The following is a 19,268-nucleotide window of genomic DNA, read 5'->3' as shown; positions in this document are numbered from 1 at the left end:
CAGGTGGAAAAAGGTAACTTAATCTTGCCGTATTTGCTCCAAAGGAGCCTTTTAACCAAAACTAAGTGGCGATTTTCCAACTAAATATCAAAAATCATGGAGAATGACGGAATTAGGTGCCGAAAATCCAACTAATTGTAGGTGGGCCCACGTAGGAATTCCTCCGCCAGCAGACAACAGACAACGGCCGCTCCGCTAACAGCCTCACTTGCGGCAAGGGCAGCTGTGAAGTACACTTTCAGTATCTAAAGCTAAGGACGTGTTATGGATGAATGCAGAAACGGTAATGCAGGAGCTCGAAGCCCTCGGCAAGGAACGCACGAAGAAAATGTACTGCTCGAACGGTGCACAGGAGCCTCTGTTCGGCGTGGCGACCGGAGCGATGAAGCCAATTTTCAAGCAGACCGGGATTAATCAGGAGCTGGCTGAACAGCTGTATGCTACAGGCAACTATGACGCGATGTATTTTGCCGGGATTATTGCTGATCCGAATGGCATGACCGAAGCTGATTATGACCGGTGGATGGATGATGCCTACTTTTATATGCTGTCCGATTTTGTGGTGGCGGTGACGCTTGCGGAGGCGGATATTGCCCAGCAGGTGGCTGATAAATGGATTGCCAGCGGTGAGGACCTGCGGATGTCGGCGGGCTGGAGCTGTTACTGCTGGCTGCTCGGCAACCGGAAGGACGCGGAATTCGATGCAGACAAGCTGGCCGGCATGCTGGAGCTGGTGAAGAATACCATTCACGATGCGCCCGAACGGACCCGATATTCGATGAATAACTTCCTCTACACAGTGAGCATATCTTATGTGCCGCTTCATGAGCAGGCTGTCGCAACAGCCAAAGAGGTAGGACCGGTAGAAGTCGGGGACGGCAAGGGAAAGAGCAAGCACATTCATGCCTATGCGAATATTGAGAAGGCGATGGAAAAAGGGCAGAAGCTCGGGTTCAAGCGCCGGCATGTGAGATGCTGAGTGATGAAGGCGAAGCTGACTCAGGTTTCACGCGTAGCCTACATCCCGGTGCCATTCTCCGGAACGCAGACGAAGACATTGACAGTGCAATAATACAGGGTTATAGCTGAAAATGAGGGTCTGCAGCGATGTGTATGAGCTGGTAACCGGATCATAGTAGATGATGTAATGCAACAAAAAATCCCGCCGACCGGGGAGTTTTTTTGTTGCGTGGATGATTTAGATCAGACCGGATTTTTCGAGGAAGCGGTGGATCAAGGCGGCTACCTCAGCACGGGTGACGTTGGCTTTTGGAGCCAGCGTGCTCTCATTACGGCCGGAAACAATACCGGATTTCAGTGCTTCACTGACACCTGCAGCTGCCCAGGCGGATACCTGTCCGGCATCTTTGAAGGAGCTGAGTGCGGCGGCCTGGCTTCCGTCTGCCTGTACAGCAGGACTGTAGGCAAGAGCTTTGGCAATGATGGTCATCGCCTGCTCACGGGTGATCTGCTCCAGCGGCCGGAAGGTCTGATCTTCAAAGCCTTGAATCAGATTATGGCTTACTGCTGTCTGGACAGCCTGGCTGTACCATGCGGAAGACTGGACATCCGTGAAGGAGGATGTGCCGCTTTCCAGCTTAAGTCCCAGCGCTCTTACGAGCGTTGCAGCGAATTCGGCGCGGGTCATATCCTGGCCGGGATGGAATGCACCATCCTCGGTTCCGTTTAAGACCATACGTGATGCGAGATCATTAGCTACAGACTGGGACCAGTTGCCCGCCACATCTGTAAAAGTAACCGGGTGATACACAAGGGCATAAGTGCTGTTGGTCAAGCTGTTGATCCGGGCAACCTGTCCGCCGTCCTCGGTAATAACCTTAGTCGGTACATGGCGGACGGAACCGTCAGGTTCAATAACAAGCGCGGTTGTGATTCTGCTTGCATCTGTGCCGCTTGGCAGCTTGATACTTCTTTCAACGTAGGTGTTGAAGGTATTTACATCGATTGTTTTACCGCCGCTTGTTGCTGTAATCGTGAATTCCAGCGGTGCGGCTGCCAGGGTGAAGTTGCCGGAAGTCGCAGCATTGTTAATAATTTGCAGCTGGGTTGCGGCCGGTGCTGCAATCCGGATTTGCAGTGCAATCTGCTGCAGCGCTGAAGTCTGCTCCAGCTGCTGCGAGAGGCTGCTTATCCGCAGAAGGCCGGCAGGCAGTGTGTAGCTGGCCTGCGGGGTCTGGATTTTGATCACACCCTGCTTCTGTTCCAGGCTGCTCACCATCTGCCCGTTCAGCTCACCTACGAATACATCGGAAGCTTCTGTGAATGGCAGTGTAATGACGGCACCGTTGCCTGCGGCATTCAGCTGTTCCTGAAGCTTGGTTTCATCAAGGGTCAGAGTGGTAACCTTCTGGCCGCCGGACTGTGTTACCGTAGACTGTCCGATCGTCTGCAGCTGTCCGTTGACAAGCACTGCTGTGCCTGTAGCAGCTGGCGCCGGGGTTGCTGTCGGAGCCGGAGCTGTAATCACAGCAGGGGCAGGAGTTACAGCATTTGTAGTAGCGGCGGCACCTGTACCTGCGGCATTAATGGCTTTTATAGTGAACGTATAGGTGGTTCCGTTCTGCAGTCCTGTGATGACTACCGGACTTGAAGCGGCGCTTACCTTGATGCCGCCCTCAGCCGAGCTGATCTCATAGCCTGTAACCGGACTGCCTCCGTTGTCTGCCGGCGCGGCGAACTGAATGACAGCTGTTTTGTCACCTGCAGCTGCACTTACTGCCAGCGGTGCACCCGGTACTGTAATTGGCGTTGCGCTTGCCTGGTTGGATATCGGACTGTCTCCCGCAGAGTTGACGGCCTGGACTGCATAATAATAGGCTGTGCCGTTAGTCAGGCCTGAAGCAGTGTAGGTGTATACGGAAGAAGAGACTGTAGCCAATTCCTCCCCGTAGGTTGCCGAGCTTACACTCTGATAGATCTTGTAGGCGGCAGCCTCTTCAACAGGAGTCCAGGACAATTGAACCTGCCCATTGCCGGGAACAGCCGATTGCAGAACCGGAGCGCCCGGGATCTGCGTCGTATCGGACACTGCAACTGTCAGAGCCTGCGGTGCTCCGGCACTGAAAATAAAGGTGAGCTGCAGCGTTCCGAGCGGCTGTTTCGCCAGATAAGCAGCAGAGAGGGTGACTGTAGTACCGGAAACGGTGTAGTCGGTTCCCTCCGCCAGCGGTGTACCTGCGTATTCAATGCTTGTCAGGGTGTTGCCCTTCAGATTCATGCTTACAGCTATATCAGCCTGCGCACCGGTGCGTTTGTCAAAGACAGCTGTGTCCGGCTCGATGATGCTGTTCTCAGGAGCAGTCAGTGTGTAGTCCTGACTCAAAATTTCACTGTCCTTCATGTCTGCCTTAACGGCAATGGCTTTCAGCGTCAACGCCTGCGTTATGGCGACCGGTCCGGTATAGAGCTGGCTGCCGGAAGTAGGATTGCTGCCATCCGTTGTGTAGTAGATCGACGCATCTTCCGTTGCTGTTGTTAAAGTGACTTCTGTGCCGGAAGGAACAGCGCCTGCTGCAGGGTTAGCCTCAGGAGCCGCAACTTGTGGAGTGACCGGGTTGGCTGCAGCGGCCGTAGATACCATGAATGTACCGACCATAAACGGCCCGTTGCTGAGCGAAATCGTAGCCGTTACAGTCAGGGTGTCCGTATCGATGACACTCATGCTGCTGCCTGTGTAGTTAATGGTATATGCATGTTTTCCGTCCGCAGAGGCCCCGACAACATAAGGACTGCCGCCGACAGGTACGGTCTTGATTACTGTGTTCGTCGCAGTGTCAATAACGGACACATTGTTGGACGAGGCATTCGCAACATAAACACGGCTGCCATCGGGAGAAGACTCTGTAGCATGAGGAGCACTGCCGACTGTAATAGTTGCTTCAACTGTGTTGTCAGCAACATTGATGACTGTTACTGAGCTGCCATTCTGATTTGCCGTATACAGCTTGGTACCTGCCGGGTTGACGGATAGTCCATATGGACCGTTAGGAACAGCGATGCTGGATACCATCTTTTCCTGGGCCAGATCTACAACCGTAACCGAGTTAGCGGTTTGGGTGGTGACGAACAGCTTACTCCCCACAACGACAATAACAGTCGGTGTGGCCGCTACATTAATGGTATTCGTCACTTCCAGCGTTGCGGTATCAATGACACTGATTGTTCCGCTGCTGCGGTTAGCGACATACGCCTTACTGCCGCTGGCATTAAAAGCAACACCATGCGGTGATGCACCTACGGGAATTGTGCTGATTACAGTGTCGGTAGCCGGATCAATAACGGATACACTTGAGCTGCTGCGGTTTGTAACATAAATCTGTTTGCCGTTAGGATTGAAGCCTGCGCTGTTAGGCGAGCTCCCGACCTTTATCTTCCCTTTTTCCACTGTATTGTTTTCCAGATTGACAACATCCACTACGCCTGTGTTAAAGCTGGTAATATAAGCCTTATGGAGCAGATCGGGCGCTTCGGCTGCCGAAGTATAGGCTGTAAGTCCGGTAAGATTGATAAGCATTGCTGCAGCCAAAAACAGTACAGAAAGCTTGGAGAATAATGATTTGGTCTTCAGTGAGTTCATCTCCCTTGATGTTGGTTTTAGTTGTTGGAAGCACTTTATTTAAAGGTTAAGCTCGCCTGCCTCCTTTAGCGAGGGTATGTATTAAAGATATAAAGCATTTATCGGACCATTAACCTAAAAATGTTATAAATAAATTTTAAATCATTAATGGAATGAATTCACTCTGCCAGATTTTAACGCGTCAATGAATTAAAAAAATATATGACACAAATGCGTTACATAAGCTATAATGGGGCATAAAAAACAAATAAATGGGGTCAGTACATGAATCAAAACAAAGGTCAACAAAGCCTGCTGACGGAGAAAAAGGAACGTTTCTCGAATAGCGGCTTCATTCTTGCAGCCATCGGGAGCTCGGTGGGTCTGGGGAATATGTGGAAGTTCCCTTATATTACAGGGGAAAACGGGGGAGCGGCCTTTTTCCTGCTCTTTATTGTCTGCCTGGTGCTGATTGGGTTGCCGGTCTTACTGGCTGAGCTGGCTATCGGACGGAGCGGACGCGGAAGCGCCGCAACCTCATTCATCCGTGCAGGAGGCGGTAAAGGCTGGAAGGCTGCCGGTATCCTCCAGGTCATTGCACCCTTTCTGATCCTCTCGTTCTACGTCATCGTTGCCGGCTGGACACTGCAATACGCGGTGGTTTCTTTTAACGGACAGCTGTTCAGCAATACCGATTATGCAGGTGAGTTCGGTTCCTTTATCTCCGGTTATATGCCGATTGTCTGGCAGGGCGTAGCCATGCTGATCACGGCTGCGGTCGTAATTCTCGGCGTATCCGGCGGGATCGAAAAATTCAACAAGGTGCTGATTCCCGGTCTGGTCGTGCTGCTGATCGTACTGATGATCCGTGCCGTTACACTGCCCGGTTCTTCTGCCGGCGTATCCTTTTTCCTTAAACCGGACTTCTCGGTGCTGACAGCGGAATCCGCGCTGGTCGCTCTGGGACATGCCTTCTTCTCCCTGTCACTCGGGATGGGGATCTTGCTGACTTACGGTTCCTATGTGGACAAAAACCAGTCACTCGGCACTGCCACACTGGCTATCGGCGCAGGCGATCTGCTCTATGCGTTCATCGCCGGTCTGATTATTTTCCCGACCACGTTCTCGTTCGGCATTGCTCCTGACCAGGGGCCTTCGCTGATCTTTATCGCGCTGCCGGCGGCTTTCTCGGCGATGCCTTTCGGCGCCTTCTTCGGCGGACTGTTCTTCATTCTGCTGGCGATTGCCGCTCTGACATCGGCGGTATCGCTGCTAGAAGTTCCGGTATCCTACGCTATGGAGCGCTGGAACTGGAGCCGTCCGCGTGCCGTCTGGATTCTGTCACTAGCCTGCTTCCTGGTCGGTATTCCGTCAGCCATGTCGCTGGGCATGTTCCCTGAGCTTACGTTCGGCGGAAAAGCGCTGTTTGACTGGATGGACTTTATCACCTCCAACATCATGCTGCCGCTCGGCGGCCTGCTGATTACCATATTTGCGGGCTACTTCTGGAAAGGTGCAGCTGATGCGGCAGGACTGAATGCCCGCTGGTTCCGCATCTGGCTGTTCACCCTGCGTTATGTGGCTCCAGTGCTTGTATTCCTGGTGCTGCTGCACACGTCGGGAATTATCAAATTCTAAAGTGTAGGTATGTAAGCCCCCGGGATTTGTCCCGGGGGCTTTTTTTAACTGAACAGGTCAGAGCTGGCGCGTGGTATACAGCATCTGCTTCAGCTTGCTGGCCCCGTCGATCCGGGAGGCTTCATACTGCTCCTGATCGATTCCCGTCAGCGCAGCGATGTATATCATCGACTCCCAGTGGATATTATTCCATATTTATACAGTATATAGACCAGCGAAACAGGCCTGGCTTCTGCGGCATCGCGGTTCCGTCATAACGGCCGGCTGCCTTATTACCGTAAGGAATAGCAACCCGGAACAATGCCCGCCGATAATCGCCCGCGATTTAGGGTAAATAAAAGATAGGCGTTTGGATAACCTATTACCCTAACATGGAAGAAATGAGGCGATAAGCATGTCAACTTTGAACAATAGCCACCAGGAGGCCGTCGAGACGGTCCGCAAGCTGATCAAGGGCATTGATACGGCGATGTTCACCACGATTTCACCTGAAGGTCTGGTGTCCCGGCCGATGAAGACGCAGGAGGTTGAATTTGACGGAGACTTGTGGTTTTTGACCAAAAAGGATACCAGCAAGTTCGACGAGATCCTGCACGACCCGCGGGTGAATGTGGTTTATGCCGATAAATCCTATGTCTCGATCCGCGGTGTGGCGAGAATTGTGGATGATGTGGCCAAGAAGAAGGAATACTGGAATCCGGGCTATGAAGCCTTTTTGAAGACCAGCTATGATGATCCGGAAGTCATCCTGATCCAGGTCCATGCCGAAGCAGCGGAATACTGGAAGAGCGGCAACCTGGCCGAGAAGGCGAGCTATATGTTCAAAAGAATAACTAATCAGGACACAGAAGATTCGAACCTCAATCAGACGGTTGAGCTGGAATAGTACGGACCCTGAATGGATAAGGAGCCCCGCTGCAAAAGCGGAGCTCCTTTTTTTCATATATCTGTAGGCTGTAGTTCAGATTTTGAACTGGTTCAAAATTTTCTGAAGATCATCAGCAAGGCTGGCCAGCGCCTGGGCGGAAGAGGAGATTTCCTGCATGGAGGCCAGCTGCTCTTCGGTTGCGGCAGAAATATTCTGGGTGATGGAGGCGGAATCCCGGGCTACAGCGCTGACCGCGCCGATTGAATCATCGATGCCCGATGTCCCTTCGGCCAGCATCTGTATAGCTTCGGCAATGTCTGCAATCTGATCCACAAAACGGCTCACGGCTTCTTCAATGTTATGGAAGGAACGGCCTGCGTGATTGACAATGCTTAACCCCGACTCCACTTCCTGTGAGGTTTTGTCCATTGTGGACAGGGTAACTTCCGTATCCTGCTGAATCAGCCCGATCAGCTGCGTGATCTGCTCTGCTGACCGGTCCGACTGCTCTGCCAGTTTTCTGACCTCCCCGGCGACAACAGCAAATCCCCGCCCGTGCTCCCCGGCTCTGGCTGCTTCAATAGAGGCATTCAGCGCAAGGAGGTTGGTCTGTGCAGAAATGCCGGAGATCACACTGATGATCTGTCCAATTTCGGCGGAGCGGTGATTCAGGCTGGTGACTGCTTCAAACAGGCTATGCACATTGGAGGAGATTGAATTCATCTGGGCTGTTACTTCGGTAATGGCCTGGTTGCCTTCCGCAGACAGCCGGGAAGCATGCAGCGCGTCCTGCTTCATCCGCTCTGTATTGCCGGCAATGGTCTGCGTATAGCCGTTTATCTCCGTGATGGAGGCCGAGCTGCCTTCGACGAGATGAACCTGCTTTTCCGTCCCGGTGGCAAGCTCCTGTACGGTTTCGGCAATATGCCCGCTAGCATGGCTGTTCTGCTCAGCGCTTGCGCTAAGCTCCTCGGAGGTGGAGGCAACGAAATGCGAGGATTCCTGGACGGTGCTGAAGATCGACTGCAGCTTGCCGGTCATTTCATTAAAGGAAGCGGACAGTCCGCCGATCTCGTCTTTGGAGACATAGCTGCTTTTCACGGTGAAGTCACCATGCTCAGCCTGCAGCAGCAGGCTTCTTACCTCCTTGACCGGCCGGACAATCATGCGCGAGATCAGCAGGCCGAGGAAGACGAGCAGCAGGAGTGTAGCCATCATGACGGATGAGGCAATAATCGTAATTCGGGTGACCCGGCTCTGATTCTGTGAATTAATTTCCCCGGCGCCTTCAACCTTGGATTGCTGCAGGGCTTTTAGCGTGTCATTGACCAGCTTGCGCTGGGATTCCACTTCTTCTGTATAGACTATATAGGCCAGCTCATTTTTATTCTGTGAGGCCAATTCAATGACCTGAAGTCTCGAAGCTTCCAGTACAGCGGCCTGCTCATGATACCGGGCTATAAGCTGACGTTCCTCTTCCCGGAGATGTGTCGCTTCAATCTCTCCGATCATGTCGTCAATTTCCGCCCATGCTGAAATAATTTCCTCATTTAACTCTTTTATACGGTCGGCATTTTTGGTTGTCAGCAGCTCAAGCGTATAGGCATCACTTGCTCTGGCGTTTATCCGCATCTGCATGACGGTTTTGAGCGGGATAAGATTCTCCTCGTACATTACTGTAGATTTATCGGCCATTATATTGGTGTAGACCTGCCCGATTGTTCCGATGGTAAGAAGAGAAGCTGCACTCACCAGGATGAGAATCATAAGCTTTTTTGCAATACCCAGGTTTTTTAACAGTCTCATACAGGATGTCCCCTTTGTTTCTCTATAATGTCAATTATTTTAACAAAATATATATCGACAGATTACAGCCGTTTGTTGAGCAGATAGGGGAGAATTCCGGGACTTTTGTATTGGTAAAATAGAGAAAAGGGTATTCATCTCCGGGCGGAGATAAATACCCTTTTTTGCTGCATTGCTATTGCTGTAATCAGCTGACTGAGTGCTGGAGCAAACTTAGCGTCTTACCGCTCTCAGACGGTAGGTGCAGCTGGCGAAATCACCGCGCAGATCGGAGACGACGAGTCCGATGCGCATCAGGCGGTCGCCGCCGTAAGGCGTTCCGCCGAAGGCCGGCTGGAACGGGGCTGCGCTGTCCGTATTATCGGCTGCGCCGTTCTCCAGCACATAGTCGAGCGCCGGATCAAGCCCCTTGAGCACAAGCCGTGCAATTGGAGCATTAGGCTTAGCGAGTACACGGAAGTACGCTACGAATGCTTCTGTCTTGTCTTCGCTGACAAACATCCAGGCCGTATCGCCGCTGCCCTCGAACGGGCTTAGCAGCCGGTACATATCCCCTTGTTGGACAAGTGTACGGATCTCTTTATATTGGGCGATCTGCTTGGCAGCCAGGTTCTTTTCTGCTTCGGTGAAGGCTGTCAGATCCAGCTCGTAGCCGAAGTTGCCGCTCATCGCCACGTCGCCGCGGATCGCAAGCGAGGTTGTGCGCTCAACCTGATGGTTCGGCACAGCGGAGACATGTGCGCCCATGCTGCTGGCCGGATACACAATGCTTGTGCCGTACTGGATCGCCAGACGCTCGATGGCATCGGTGTCGTCACTGGTCCAGGTCTGCGGCATGTAGAACAGCATGCCCGGATCGAACCGGCCGCCGCCGCCGGAGCAGCTCTCGAACAGGATATCAGGGAAGCGCGAAGTCAGGCGCTCCATCAGATTATAGAGACCGAGCATATAGCGGTGGGCGGTTTCCTTCTGCCGCTCAGGAGCTGCCGCAGCAGAGACAATCTCGGTCATGTTGCGGTTCATATCCCACTTGACATACGTAATCGGTGCGCTGGCGAAGACTGCGCTCAAGGTTTCATACAGGTATTCGCAGACCTCCGGACGTGAAAGATCAAGGATCAGCTGGTTGCGCGCTTCGGTACGGCGGCGCCCTTCAGCATGCAGACACCAGTCCGGGTGCTTGCGGTACAGCTCGCTGTCCGGCGAGACCATCTCCGGCTCCACCCAGAGGCCAAACTGCAGGCCTTCAGCGTTTACGCGGCCGGCCAGGTCAGCAAGACCGCCCGGCAGCTTGCGGCTGTGTTCGAACCAGTCGCCGAGGGAGCTGTCGTCGTTGTCACGCTTGCCGAACCAGCCGTCGTCAAGCACGAACAGCTCGATGCCGAGCGGACCGGCTTCTTTGGCGATGGCGGTGATTTTGTCGGCGTCAAAGTTAAAATAAGTGGCTTCCCAGTTGTTGACCAGGATCGGACGGGCTTTGTCGCGGTGAACACCGCGGCTCAGACGGGTCCGGTACAGGCGGTGATAGGTGCGCGACATACCGCCAAGCCCTTCGCCGGAATAGACCAGTACCGCTTCCGGAGTCTGGAAGGTCTGGCCCGGCTCCAGCAGCCAGGAGAAATCAAACGGGTTAATCCCGATGTTCACACGGGTTGTTCCGAACTGCTCAACCTCGGCAACAGCAGCAAAGCTGCCGCTGTAGACCAGGCTGAAGCCGTATACATCGCCGTGGTCTTCATCCGCGCCGCGCTGCAGCAGGGCCATAAACGGGTTAACCTGATGGCTGCTTGAGCCGCGGCGGCTCTCGAGTGCTACTGCGGCACCCGGCACAAGCGCACGGCGCTGGATGTGGCGCTCTCTTACCCAGGCCCCGCTGAGGTGAAGGGTATCATAGGCGGAGTCGGCAAAATCAACCGAGGCGCTCAGCGCCTGCTCCAGCCGAAGCGGCTCTGTGCCGCCATGCTCGAAGTGTACGGAGCGGGTAATCGCGCTGTGATCAGCGAAAACGGTGTACAGCAGCTTAACAGTAAGCCCTGCGTAGTCATCCTTCAGTGTGAGCTCCAGCGTCTGTGCTTCATCATCGCTCTCAGTATAGACAGCGGGAAGTCCTTCAAGAACCGGCTTGCCGGAAGTAATAGCATATCCAACATATTTCAGCTCTGTGATCCGACTGCCGTCGGCAAGCTGGGCCTGGTAAGCGGGACGGCGGAAATCACTTGTGCCGTACTGCGGATACTCCTGAGGCAGGGCATCCAGGGAAAGGGACGGTTTGCCGGGCACCGGATTCGGGGAAAACGATGAACGCTCGCGGATCTGGAGCGCATCAGCCAGCGTGCTGTCATGGCGGAGGCGTGATCCCCAGTATACGTGGGAAGGATAGCCTTCGACGAGCTGGATAATATAGCTGGTACCTTTGGATTGAAGATGGAACAGGCCAAGCGATTCGTCGACGTAAATGTTCATGCTCATACCTTAATTCTCTCCTTGTCAATGTAAGATTAATCCGCTGATGCTCCGCAGGTTCCACGGACGATCAGCTTTGTGCCGATAATCGTATGCGACGGTGCTTCGCGACCTTCAAACCGTTCGGCAAGCAGCTGAACGGCAGCCTTGCCCATCTGCTCGGGATAAGCGCGGATTGTGGTCAGCGGCGGCTGGACATAAGCTGCCATCTCGATATCGTCGAAGCCGACGATGGCCATTTCCTGCGGCACCTGGACCCCGTGCTCATGCAGGGCGCGCAGGGCGCCGACCGCAAGCGGATCGCTGGCTGCGAAGCAGGCAGTCGGCCGCTTTGTGCCCGCCAGCAGCTCGTCCATCATCCGGTAGCCGTCGGCGCTGCTCCAGCTGCCGGTGCGGACCAGCGAAGGATCGTAGCAGCCCTGCTGCTGCATTATCCGCTCGAAATGATGAGCCCGGCGTTCCCCGCTGTCACCCCCGCCGATAAAGGCAATATCCTTGTGGCCGAGGGCAAACAGATGGCCGAGCGCCTGGTCCACTGCCTGCCGGAAATGCGTCCGCACCGAATCATAGTCAGAGCGTTCCTGGTACTGGTCGACAAGCACTATAGTGTCAGGATCGGAATGCAGCCCTTCGATGTCTTTGAGAGCGAAGCCGCCGACAACGATAAGGCCGTCGCCGGACTGGAGCAGATGCTGCGGCGCACGGCCGCGCAGCGTCTGGCCGAGCCGGATGCCCAGCTCCTCGCAGCGCAGCTCCACTCCGCGGCGGATAGAGCCGTAATACGGGTCATCCCGTTCTTCCTCGGGGGAGCACCAGAGCAGGAGGGAAACGGTTTTGCCGCCGAGCCCGGTCTCTCTCTTCAGTTGCCTCAGCCGGGCGGGCTTGTAGTCAAGCTGCTCCGCGACGGCAAAGATCCGGGTCCGCGTATCTTCGCTGACCGCCAGGGTCAGGTCGTTATTTAACACCCGCGATACAGTAGCTGCGGATACTCCGGCTTCACGGGCGATATCTTTAATCGTTGCCAAGCTGCTCCCGCCTTTTAAGTTTAGTTAATAAATTTACTAAAATGATTACGCTTTTATCCTACCACCCGGACGATGAACTTTCAAGCCCGCTTTTTGCGGAGAATGGGGGGACAGGCCTGCTTACGCGGACAGCTTCTAAAGCCTGGGGGATTATGTTACCATGTTGAATATTCATTGGAGGGCGGAGGAGAACTGGCTTGAAAATTCCAGTATTTATCGGTAATTGGTTTGGACGGCTCCGCTTTAAAAGTAAGGTGATTGCGATTTTTCTGCCCCTGCTGATCTTGTCTCTGCTTATTCTGGGCGTATTGTCCAGCCATTTATTCAGCCGCTCGCTGATTGAGCGGACGACGCGCAATGTTGCGGACGAGTCCCAGCTGATCCTTTCACGTACGGATTATATTTTGCGCAGTGCAGAGACTGCGGCCAATATTATGGTCACGAATATCAACCGGCTGTATGAATCCAATCCCGCTGACCGGACGCTTCCGCTGGAGGAGGTGCGCTTTGCGAATCTGATGCAGAGCCGGCTGTCCACAGACCTGTCCATTTTCCGGGAGGTGGATGCCGCGGTCTTCGTCGGCAAGAACGGTACGATCTACCCGTCCTATGCTTCGGGAGGGGAGGAGGCAGGCATTGCCGCAAGCGGTATGCTGGAGAAGGTAGAGGCTTCCGGCAGCTACGGCGTGTCCCGCTGGTTCGGGATGGAACAGCGGAATTATCTGACTCCCGACCCGGAGGCTCCGGTCCTGACCCTTGGCAAAATGGTCATTAATATTGACAGCGGCGAAACGCTGGGCACTCTTTTTTTAATGATCAGGGAGGAGCAGCTGTCAGCCTATTTGCAGTCGAGTGATCCGGCAGCACCCAAAGCCTATTACTTCGTGGATGAGCGCGGGCGCATCGTGGCCGCGGCGGAAAAGGACAGCCTGCTACAGCCGGCAGAGCCTGCAGTGGCTGCCAAAATCGCAGAAGCCGGCGGTTCGGCCGGGGAAGCGAGCTTTTCCTATCAGGAGGGCGGCAATCTGGTTACAGTCAGTCCTTACGGCCGGATGGACTGGGAGCTGATCAACGTTGTATCGCTGAAGCTGCTGACGGCAGATGTGCAGCAGAATGTACGGCTGACTGCGCTGGTCGGCGCCCTTTGTCTGATTATCTCCCTGTTCGGGGCCAATTTGCTCTCCCGGATGGTGGCTGGACCGCTGGAGCGGCTGACCCGGGCTATGCGGCAGGTGGTGAGCGGTGATCTGCGGCCGGTTGCTGCAGCGAGAACAGAGGATGAAATCGGGACGATTGCCGAGGCGTTTAATTTTATGGTCGGCCGGGTCGGCGAGCTGCTGGTCACGGTGACGGAGGAGCAGAACCGCAAGCGGGAGTATGAGCTGGCGCTGATCAGCGCGCAGATTAAGCCGCATTTTTTATATAACACCCTGGATACCATCTACGTGCTGAATGAGCTGGACCGCAACGAGGAGGCGCGGGATACGACCAAGGCGCTGGCGGATTTTTACCGGATGGTGCTTAACAAGGGCAGAGAGCTGATTATTCTGGAAAAAGAGGCCCAGATCACTGACGATTATCTGGCGATTATGCAGATCCGCTACCCTGACGTATTCCGCTATGAAATCGATATTCCGCCCGAGCTGTCAGGCACGCCGGTTCCGAAGCTGTCGCTGCAGCCGCTGGTGGAGAATGCGATCTATCACGGGCTGAAAAAGAAAGGCAGCAAAGGCTTCATCCGGATTCAGGCCGGTGTTGCCGGAGGGAAAGTGGTAGTTCAGGTAACAGACAACGGGGTGGGCATGAATGAAGAGCGGATTGAGGCGATCATGTCCGGGCATTCTCCAGAAGAAGAGACCCGGTCGATCGGAACTTACAGCGTAAGGCAGCGGCTGAGCCTGTATTTCGGCGAGGAGTACGGACTGACGGTGCGTAGCGCTGCGGGTGAAGGAACAGTGGTGGAGCTGTCGCTGCCGCTGCTTGGAAACGAAAAGAGGGATGTGCATGATGTACAAGGTGATGATTGTTGATGACGAGCCGCTGTTCCGCGATTTTCTCAGGCTCAAAATGGACTGGCAGCACCACGGCTTCCACGTATGCTGCGAAGCAAGGAATGGGCAGGAGGCTCTGGCGGAAGCGGAGAAGCATCAGCCGCATCTGGCGCTGGTGGATATCAATATGCCGTTTATGGACGGTATTGAGCTGGCGGTCAAGCTGAAGGACCGCTTTGAGCGGATCGTCATTGTGTTCATTTCCGGGCACAATGAGTTTGAGTATGTGCAGAAGGCGGTACGCACCGGCGTGCAGGATTATCTGCTCAAGCCGTTCAACGAAGCGGAGATGACCGAGATGCTGGAGCGCATCCGGCCGAAGCTGCCGCGCTTGTCCGGCGGCCGTGAGGCGGATCCGCAAGCGGCGCAGGACGGCGGGTCTGCGGGGGATGACCGTTCCGGACAGGAGGCGCTGGAGCTCGGTGCGGTACGTGATGCGATCGTGCTCGGGCTGCGCATGAAGGACGCCGACGTGCTGGATGAGGTGCGCAAAGCCGTAGGCCGGCTGCGCAGCAGCGCCTGGGGAGACGAATATGCGGATGCAATGATGATGGGGCTGCTGTCGCTGGCGTTGACGTTTGCGGGGGAACGCGGCTTTGCGTACAGCCGGGTGTGGGACAGCGGGGAGGACAAGGCGCCGTATGACAGGCTGAAGGCCTGTGCAACCTGGGACGAGGCAGAGGAGTGGCTGATCGCCTTGTACCGCAGGGTGATCCAGCTGACGGAGGATGTGAAACCGACCAAGGCGTCCAGCCTGTTCAGCGCCGCTATCCGGTACATCGAGCAGCATTATGCGGATGCAGACTTATCAGCCGAACAGGTGGCGGGCGGCGTCTATGTCGATTCCAGCTACCTGCGCCGCATCTTCCGCAAGGAATCGGGCCACTCCATTGTTGACCATATTACCCATATCCGTATGAAAAAAGCACGTGCCCTGCTGCTGGAAGGCAACCGCCGGTTGGCCGATATCTCCGAGAGTGTCGGCTACGCGGACCCTAACTATTTCAGCAAAAGCTTCAAAAAGCGCTTCGGCGTGACGCCGACTGAATATGAGCAGCTGGTGCGGAAATAGCCGGGTACGGGGCGGCGGCTGCACCTACTAGCGGGTGCTGGAGGGCAGATGCCCGGCGAGCAGGCACGGAAACCGGGAGGCAAACGGGATCTCCGAATCCTGCCGGAGCTGTGACAGGGATGAAGTGATAGTGGAGCGTATTGTCAGTGGCCAGTGGCCACTGGCAAAGGGCGAAATGAGAGACAAAAATGCCTTGATTTCGCCGGAAGCGCGTAAGTTGGCGGAATGAGAGGCACAAATGCCTTTGATTTCGCCGATAACGGGCAAGTGGGCGGAATGAGAGTCAAAAATGTCTTTGATTTCGACGATAACGGGCAAATGGGCGGAATGAGAGACACAAATGCCTTTGATTTCGCCGGAAGCGGCCAAATGGGCGGAATGAGAGACAGTGTATGTGCAGCAAACCTTTAGAAGCTTTGCATCTTGTCACCCCTCACAGGGGTGACTTTCTTTTTTTGTCCCGTTTTTTACGGGTTAGGCCCGTTTAGTGCCTTAAGATCGGCCGGGGTCCGGGGCTATAATGTGAATGTGGCAAGGACAGCATAGCCTCAAGACATATAATCGCATGAGGGGGATTCAACAATGAACAATCAGCGCAAAGGCTTAAGTGCACTAATGATAACGCTTTCCATGGCACTGGTGCTTTCAGCCTGCGGCGGCAATAATGCAGCTTCCGACGACAGTGCGGCTGCCAATACACCGGCTGAGGGCGGCACAATAAAACTGAAGGTATACGCCCAGCATTTTGACGATGATACAAAGGGTCCGTTTGACTATGCAGTAGCAGAGCTGAAGAAAGAAATGCCGGAGGTTGAGATCGAGCTGGATCCGGCGGTGCAGGACGGCAACCAGAAGCTGAAGACGTATGCGGCAACCGGCAACATGCCTGATATTTACTTCACAGACTGGGCGACACTGCAGACTTTTGCCAAATCCCAAAATGTAGAAGTACTGGATGATTACGAAGCCACCACCGAATACAAAAACAGCCTGAACCCGGGCGTAGAATCGCGCCTGATTGCCCCGGACGGACATGTATACGCGTATCCTGACACAGGTATCGAGTTCCAGGTGATCTACTACAACAAAACTATTTTTGATGAAGTAGGCATTGCCACTCCAATTAAGACCTACGATGAGCTGGCTGCTGCAGCCGGTAAGTTGAAGGCAGCGGGCTATGTGCCGATGTCGATTTTTGCAAAAGAAAAATGGATTACCTCCGCGTTCTACAACGGTCTCGTAACCCGTGAGGATGCGGCCGGATTTGGCGCATTGGATCAGCAGGGGCTGACCGAGCTGCCGCAGGCATTCGTAACCGCAGCAGAGCAGATGGAAAAGCTGCAGCAGGCCGGATTATTCGACGCTAACGCAACGAATACCAACTATGACCAGGCTTCCTCCCAATTTTATCAGGGGCGTGCGGGAATGTTCGTCAACGGCCAATGGGAAATCTACAGCTCGGCCGAGAAGCTCGGTGACCAGGTAGACTGGATGTACTGGCCGGCCAAGGACGAAGCAACCTACGAGGCTTCTAAGTACAACATTGCCGGAGCGGGATCCCCGCAGGGCTATGCGGTATCTCCGGCAAGCGAAAACAAGGAAACCGCAGTTAAGGTAGCCGCCTTCCTGGCAGCCAAATCGGCAGAGTATAAATATACCCAGCTGGGCAGCCCGATCGTTTCGCCGAAAACCGACAAGCCGATCGCGTCCGATGTGCCGGTTATGATGCAGCGCATTGCTGATGAGCTGCTGCCAAATGCCAAAGAATATGCGAAGCTGCTGAGCAACACCCAAATCCAGAATGCAGTTAATGACAACACTCAGAATATGCTGGTAGACGGATTTACCGCAGATGATTTTATCACCAACCTGAACCGGGTGCTTAGCAAAGAAAATCAGTAATTTAGTCATTCTTATGCAGTCCCGACCCTGTGGCCCATGCCCCGGGGTCTGGCTGTAACGGAAGAAGGAGGGAACCAACCGCATGAATAAGTACTTGGGAAATAAACCGGCATTGGCGCTCTTTCTGCTCCCTGCCCTGTTATTATACAGTGTTATCCTGATCTATCCGGTACTGCAGACCGTATTCCGCAGCTTTTATGACTGGGACGGTCTGAGTACTGCTACCTTTGCTGGCCTGGCGAATTACCGCGAGCTGTTCAGTGATCCTCTGCTTGGCACTTCGCTTAAGAACGGGGCTTTGTTTGCCCTGGTACTGGCTGTGTTTCAGATCGGACTCGGCACCATTCTGGCGCTTGTGTGCGCGAATCCGCGGGTTCGCGGACGCAAGCTGCTCAAAACGGCGTATTTTATCCCCGTGGTCCTGTCGGTTACCGTTGTCTGCCAGCTGTGGATTGCCATGTACGACCCGACGAACGGGCTTGTGAACAAGCTGTTCGATGTACTGGGCATTCCGTATCAGCAGAACTGGCTGGTTTCGCCGACACAGTCGATTATTGCGATCGCTTTTGTCAACGCCTGGCAGTTCATGGGCTATCAGTTCTCGCTGTTATACGCGGGTGTTAAAGCTGTACCAGAGGATTACTTCGAGGCTGCGACGATTGACGGCTGCGGTAAATGGCGGGCACACTGGCATGTAACCCTTCCGCTGATGCGCGAGACATTTAAATTCTGCTTCACCATCGCTATTACCTCCGGGATCGGTGCGTTCGTGCAGATGCTGATCATGACCAACGGCGGCCCGGGTACGACCAACTATACGCTGACCTTTATGATTTACCGGTATGCTTTTATGGAGAGTAACTATGGTTATGCCTGCGCCGTATCGGTTCTGCTCGTCATGATCTCGCTTGTGGCGACGGTTGTAATCAACAAAGTATTCGACCGCGGACAGCACGCCTAATGGAAAGGAGCACCACATGAATTCAAAAACAATAACATTCCGGTCCATCGGCAGCTTTCTGCTGCAAATTCCGCTGTGGCTGTATTTTATCGTATCGGTGTACCCGCTGTTCTGGATGATTTCCTATTCACTGAAAAATAATGACGAAATCTTCGTCACTAACCCGTTTGGGTTCCCGACCCATTTCCGGTTTGAGAACTATGTTAATGCCTGGACACAGTTTAATATTCCGCGCTATTTTATGAACAGCTTCATCGTTTCTATTATATCTACACTATGCATTCTGCTGCTGGCGCTGATGTTCGCTTTTGCCGTAGCCCGGATGCAGTGGAAGTTCCGCTCGGCGGTAAGAACGTATATGATTGTGGGAATGTTCATGCCGCTGCAGGTTATTATGATTCCTTTGGCCATTCTGGTGCGTGATTTCCACCTTACCAATACCTATGGGGCGCTTATCATCCCCTACATAGCTATCGGTCTTCCGTTCTCAACAATGGTGTTCTATGGGTTCCTGGTAAGCATTCCCCGGGAAATAGAAGAGGCCGCCTGCATCGACGGAGCGAGCATTTACCGGCTGTTCGGCCAGGTCATCCTGCCGCTGGCACTGCCGGCGATTGCTACGATTGCGATTTTCCAATTCCTGAACAACTGGAACGAGTTCACCTTGGCCTATATTCTTATTTCCGATGAAAATATGAAAACACTGCCGCTCGGCCTGCTCTTCTTCCAGGGCTCCTACAGCACGGACTGGGGAGCGATGGGGGCGGTGATGACGATTGCTTCGGTTCCGATGGTGCTAGTCTATCTGCTGCTTAGTGAGCAGGTGGAGCGGGCGATGACAGTGGGGTCGGCGGTAAAAGGCTAATTGTTCCGGTGGAGTAGTAGCGTTTGCAGGACTTTAAGGAA

At 54.2% G+C, this 19,268-nt stretch carries 13 protein-coding genes and 1 pseudogene; 9 read left to right on the top strand and 5 right to left on the bottom strand.

What is annotated here, in order from left to right:
• Positions 1–268 precede the first annotated feature (268 nt).
• Positions 269–979 carry a DNA alkylation repair protein gene (locus AWJ19_RS25060; RefSeq protein WP_068727975.1) on the top strand — a complete coding sequence of 237 codons (711 nt, stop codon included), beginning with the start codon at positions 269–271 and terminating at the stop codon, positions 977–979.
• 219 nt (positions 980–1,198) lie between these two features.
• On the opposite strand, the gene AWJ19_RS25055 is transcribed toward AWJ19_RS25060, so the two are convergent.
• Positions 1,199–4,597 carry an S-layer homology domain-containing protein gene (locus AWJ19_RS25055; RefSeq protein ID WP_068727974.1) on the bottom strand — a complete coding sequence of 1,133 codons (3,399 nt, stop codon included), beginning with the start codon at positions 4,595–4,597 and terminating at the stop codon, positions 1,199–1,201.
• A 264-nt stretch (positions 4,598–4,861) separates the two neighbouring features.
• Here AWJ19_RS25055 and AWJ19_RS25050 point away from each other — a divergent pair, with 264 nt between their 5' ends.
• A complete protein-coding gene (locus AWJ19_RS25050; RefSeq protein ID WP_068727973.1) occupies positions 4,862–6,214 on the top strand; it encodes a sodium-dependent transporter in 1,353 nt (450 codons plus the stop codon).
• A gap of 69 nt (positions 6,215–6,283) precedes the next feature.
• Here AWJ19_RS25050 and AWJ19_RS36880 read toward each other — a convergent pair.
• Positions 6,284–6,391 (bottom strand): annotated as a pseudogene (locus AWJ19_RS36880) (sugar ABC transporter permease); the annotation flags it as partial.
• A 217-nt stretch (positions 6,392–6,608) separates the two neighbouring features.
• Between AWJ19_RS36880 and AWJ19_RS25045 the strand changes: the two are divergent.
• Entirely contained in the window at positions 6,609–7,100 is a 492-nt protein-coding gene (locus AWJ19_RS25045; RefSeq protein WP_068727972.1) for a pyridoxamine 5'-phosphate oxidase family protein, read from the top strand.
• A gap of 75 nt (positions 7,101–7,175) precedes the next feature.
• Here the strand turns inward: AWJ19_RS25045 and AWJ19_RS25040 are convergent, their stop codons facing one another.
• The 3 genes from AWJ19_RS25040 to AWJ19_RS25030 all read right to left on the bottom strand — a co-directional run bounded on the left by AWJ19_RS25040 (position 7,176) and on the right by AWJ19_RS25030 (position 12,376).
• On the bottom strand, positions 7,176–8,888 hold the full coding sequence (locus AWJ19_RS25040) for a methyl-accepting chemotaxis protein (protein WP_068727971.1): 1,713 nt from the start codon (positions 8,886–8,888) through the stop codon (positions 7,176–7,178).
• A 213-nt stretch (positions 8,889–9,101) separates the two neighbouring features.
• Positions 9,102–11,351: an alpha-galactosidase gene (locus AWJ19_RS25035; RefSeq protein WP_068727999.1), complete on the bottom strand. Its 2,250-nt coding sequence runs from the start codon at positions 11,349–11,351 to the stop codon at positions 9,102–9,104.
• A gap of 35 nt (positions 11,352–11,386) precedes the next feature.
• Complete coding sequence (locus AWJ19_RS25030) at positions 11,387–12,376, bottom strand: substrate-binding domain-containing protein (protein ID WP_068727970.1); 990 nt, start codon at positions 12,374–12,376, stop codon at positions 11,387–11,389.
• A gap of 197 nt (positions 12,377–12,573) precedes the next feature.
• On the opposite strand from AWJ19_RS25030, the gene AWJ19_RS25025 reads away from it, so the two are divergent.
• The 6 genes from AWJ19_RS25025 to AWJ19_RS25000 all read left to right on the top strand — a co-directional run bounded on the left by AWJ19_RS25025 (position 12,574) and on the right by AWJ19_RS25000 (position 19,227).
• Positions 12,574–14,406 carry a sensor histidine kinase gene (locus AWJ19_RS25025; RefSeq protein ID WP_068727969.1) on the top strand — a complete coding sequence of 611 codons (1,833 nt, stop codon included), beginning with the start codon at positions 12,574–12,576 and terminating at the stop codon, positions 14,404–14,406.
• Positions 14,381–15,499 carry a response regulator gene (locus tag AWJ19_RS25020; protein ID WP_241781879.1) on the top strand — a complete coding sequence of 373 codons (1,119 nt, stop codon included), beginning with the start codon at positions 14,381–14,383 and terminating at the stop codon, positions 15,497–15,499. Before AWJ19_RS25025 ends, AWJ19_RS25020 begins: the two co-directional genes overlap by 26 nt.
• A 225-nt stretch (positions 15,500–15,724) precedes the next feature.
• Complete coding sequence (locus AWJ19_RS25015) at positions 15,725–15,910, top strand: hypothetical protein (protein ID WP_068727968.1); 186 nt, start codon at positions 15,725–15,727, stop codon at positions 15,908–15,910.
• Positions 15,911–16,081: 171 nt separating this feature from the next.
• Complete coding sequence (locus AWJ19_RS25010) at positions 16,082–17,401, top strand: extracellular solute-binding protein (RefSeq protein WP_068727967.1); 1,320 nt, start codon at positions 16,082–16,084, stop codon at positions 17,399–17,401.
• Positions 17,402–17,483: 82 nt separating this feature from the next.
• Positions 17,484–18,362, top strand: coding sequence for a sugar ABC transporter permease (locus tag AWJ19_RS25005; protein WP_068727966.1), 879 nt, complete (start codon positions 17,484–17,486; stop codon positions 18,360–18,362).
• Positions 18,363–18,378: 16 nt separating this feature from the next.
• Positions 18,379–19,227 carry a carbohydrate ABC transporter permease gene (locus tag AWJ19_RS25000; protein WP_068727965.1) on the top strand — a complete coding sequence of 283 codons (849 nt, stop codon included), beginning with the start codon at positions 18,379–18,381 and terminating at the stop codon, positions 19,225–19,227.
• The last annotated feature ends 41 nt before the right edge of the window (positions 19,228–19,268 follow it).

Origin of the sequence: Paenibacillus sp. DMB5 (assembly GCF_001517085.1) — a bacterium.
Taxonomy (GTDB): Bacteria; Bacillota; Bacilli; order Paenibacillales; family Paenibacillaceae; genus Paenibacillus_AQ.
This window is presented reverse-complemented; position numbering and strand designations above follow the sequence as displayed.

Coding starts and splice junctions, on each gene's coding strand:
- AWJ19_RS25035 (WP_068727999.1), bottom strand. CDS start 11,351: ATGAACATTTACGTCGACGAATCGCTTGGCCTGTTCCATCTTCAATCC.
- AWJ19_RS25010 (WP_068727967.1), top strand. CDS start 16,082: ATGAACAATCAGCGCAAAGGCTTAAGTGCACTAATGATAACGCTTTCC.
- AWJ19_RS25040 (WP_068727971.1), bottom strand. CDS start 8,888: ATGAGACTGTTAAAAAACCTGGGTATTGCAAAAAAGCTTATGATTCTC.
- AWJ19_RS25015 (WP_068727968.1), top strand. CDS start 15,725: ATGAGAGGCACAAATGCCTTTGATTTCGCCGATAACGGGCAAGTGGGC.
- AWJ19_RS25050 (WP_068727973.1), top strand. CDS start 4,862: ATGAATCAAAACAAAGGTCAACAAAGCCTGCTGACGGAGAAAAAGGAA.
- AWJ19_RS25060 (WP_068727975.1), top strand. CDS start 269: ATGAATGCAGAAACGGTAATGCAGGAGCTCGAAGCCCTCGGCAAGGAA.
- AWJ19_RS25055 (WP_068727974.1), bottom strand. CDS start 4,597: ATGAACTCACTGAAGACCAAATCATTATTCTCCAAGCTTTCTGTACTG.
- AWJ19_RS25020 (WP_241781879.1), top strand. CDS start 14,381: ATGATGTACAAGGTGATGATTGTTGATGACGAGCCGCTGTTCCGCGAT.
- AWJ19_RS25005 (WP_068727966.1), top strand. CDS start 17,484: ATGAATAAGTACTTGGGAAATAAACCGGCATTGGCGCTCTTTCTGCTC.
- AWJ19_RS25000 (WP_068727965.1), top strand. CDS start 18,379: ATGAATTCAAAAACAATAACATTCCGGTCCATCGGCAGCTTTCTGCTG.
- AWJ19_RS25045 (WP_068727972.1), top strand. CDS start 6,609: ATGTCAACTTTGAACAATAGCCACCAGGAGGCCGTCGAGACGGTCCGC.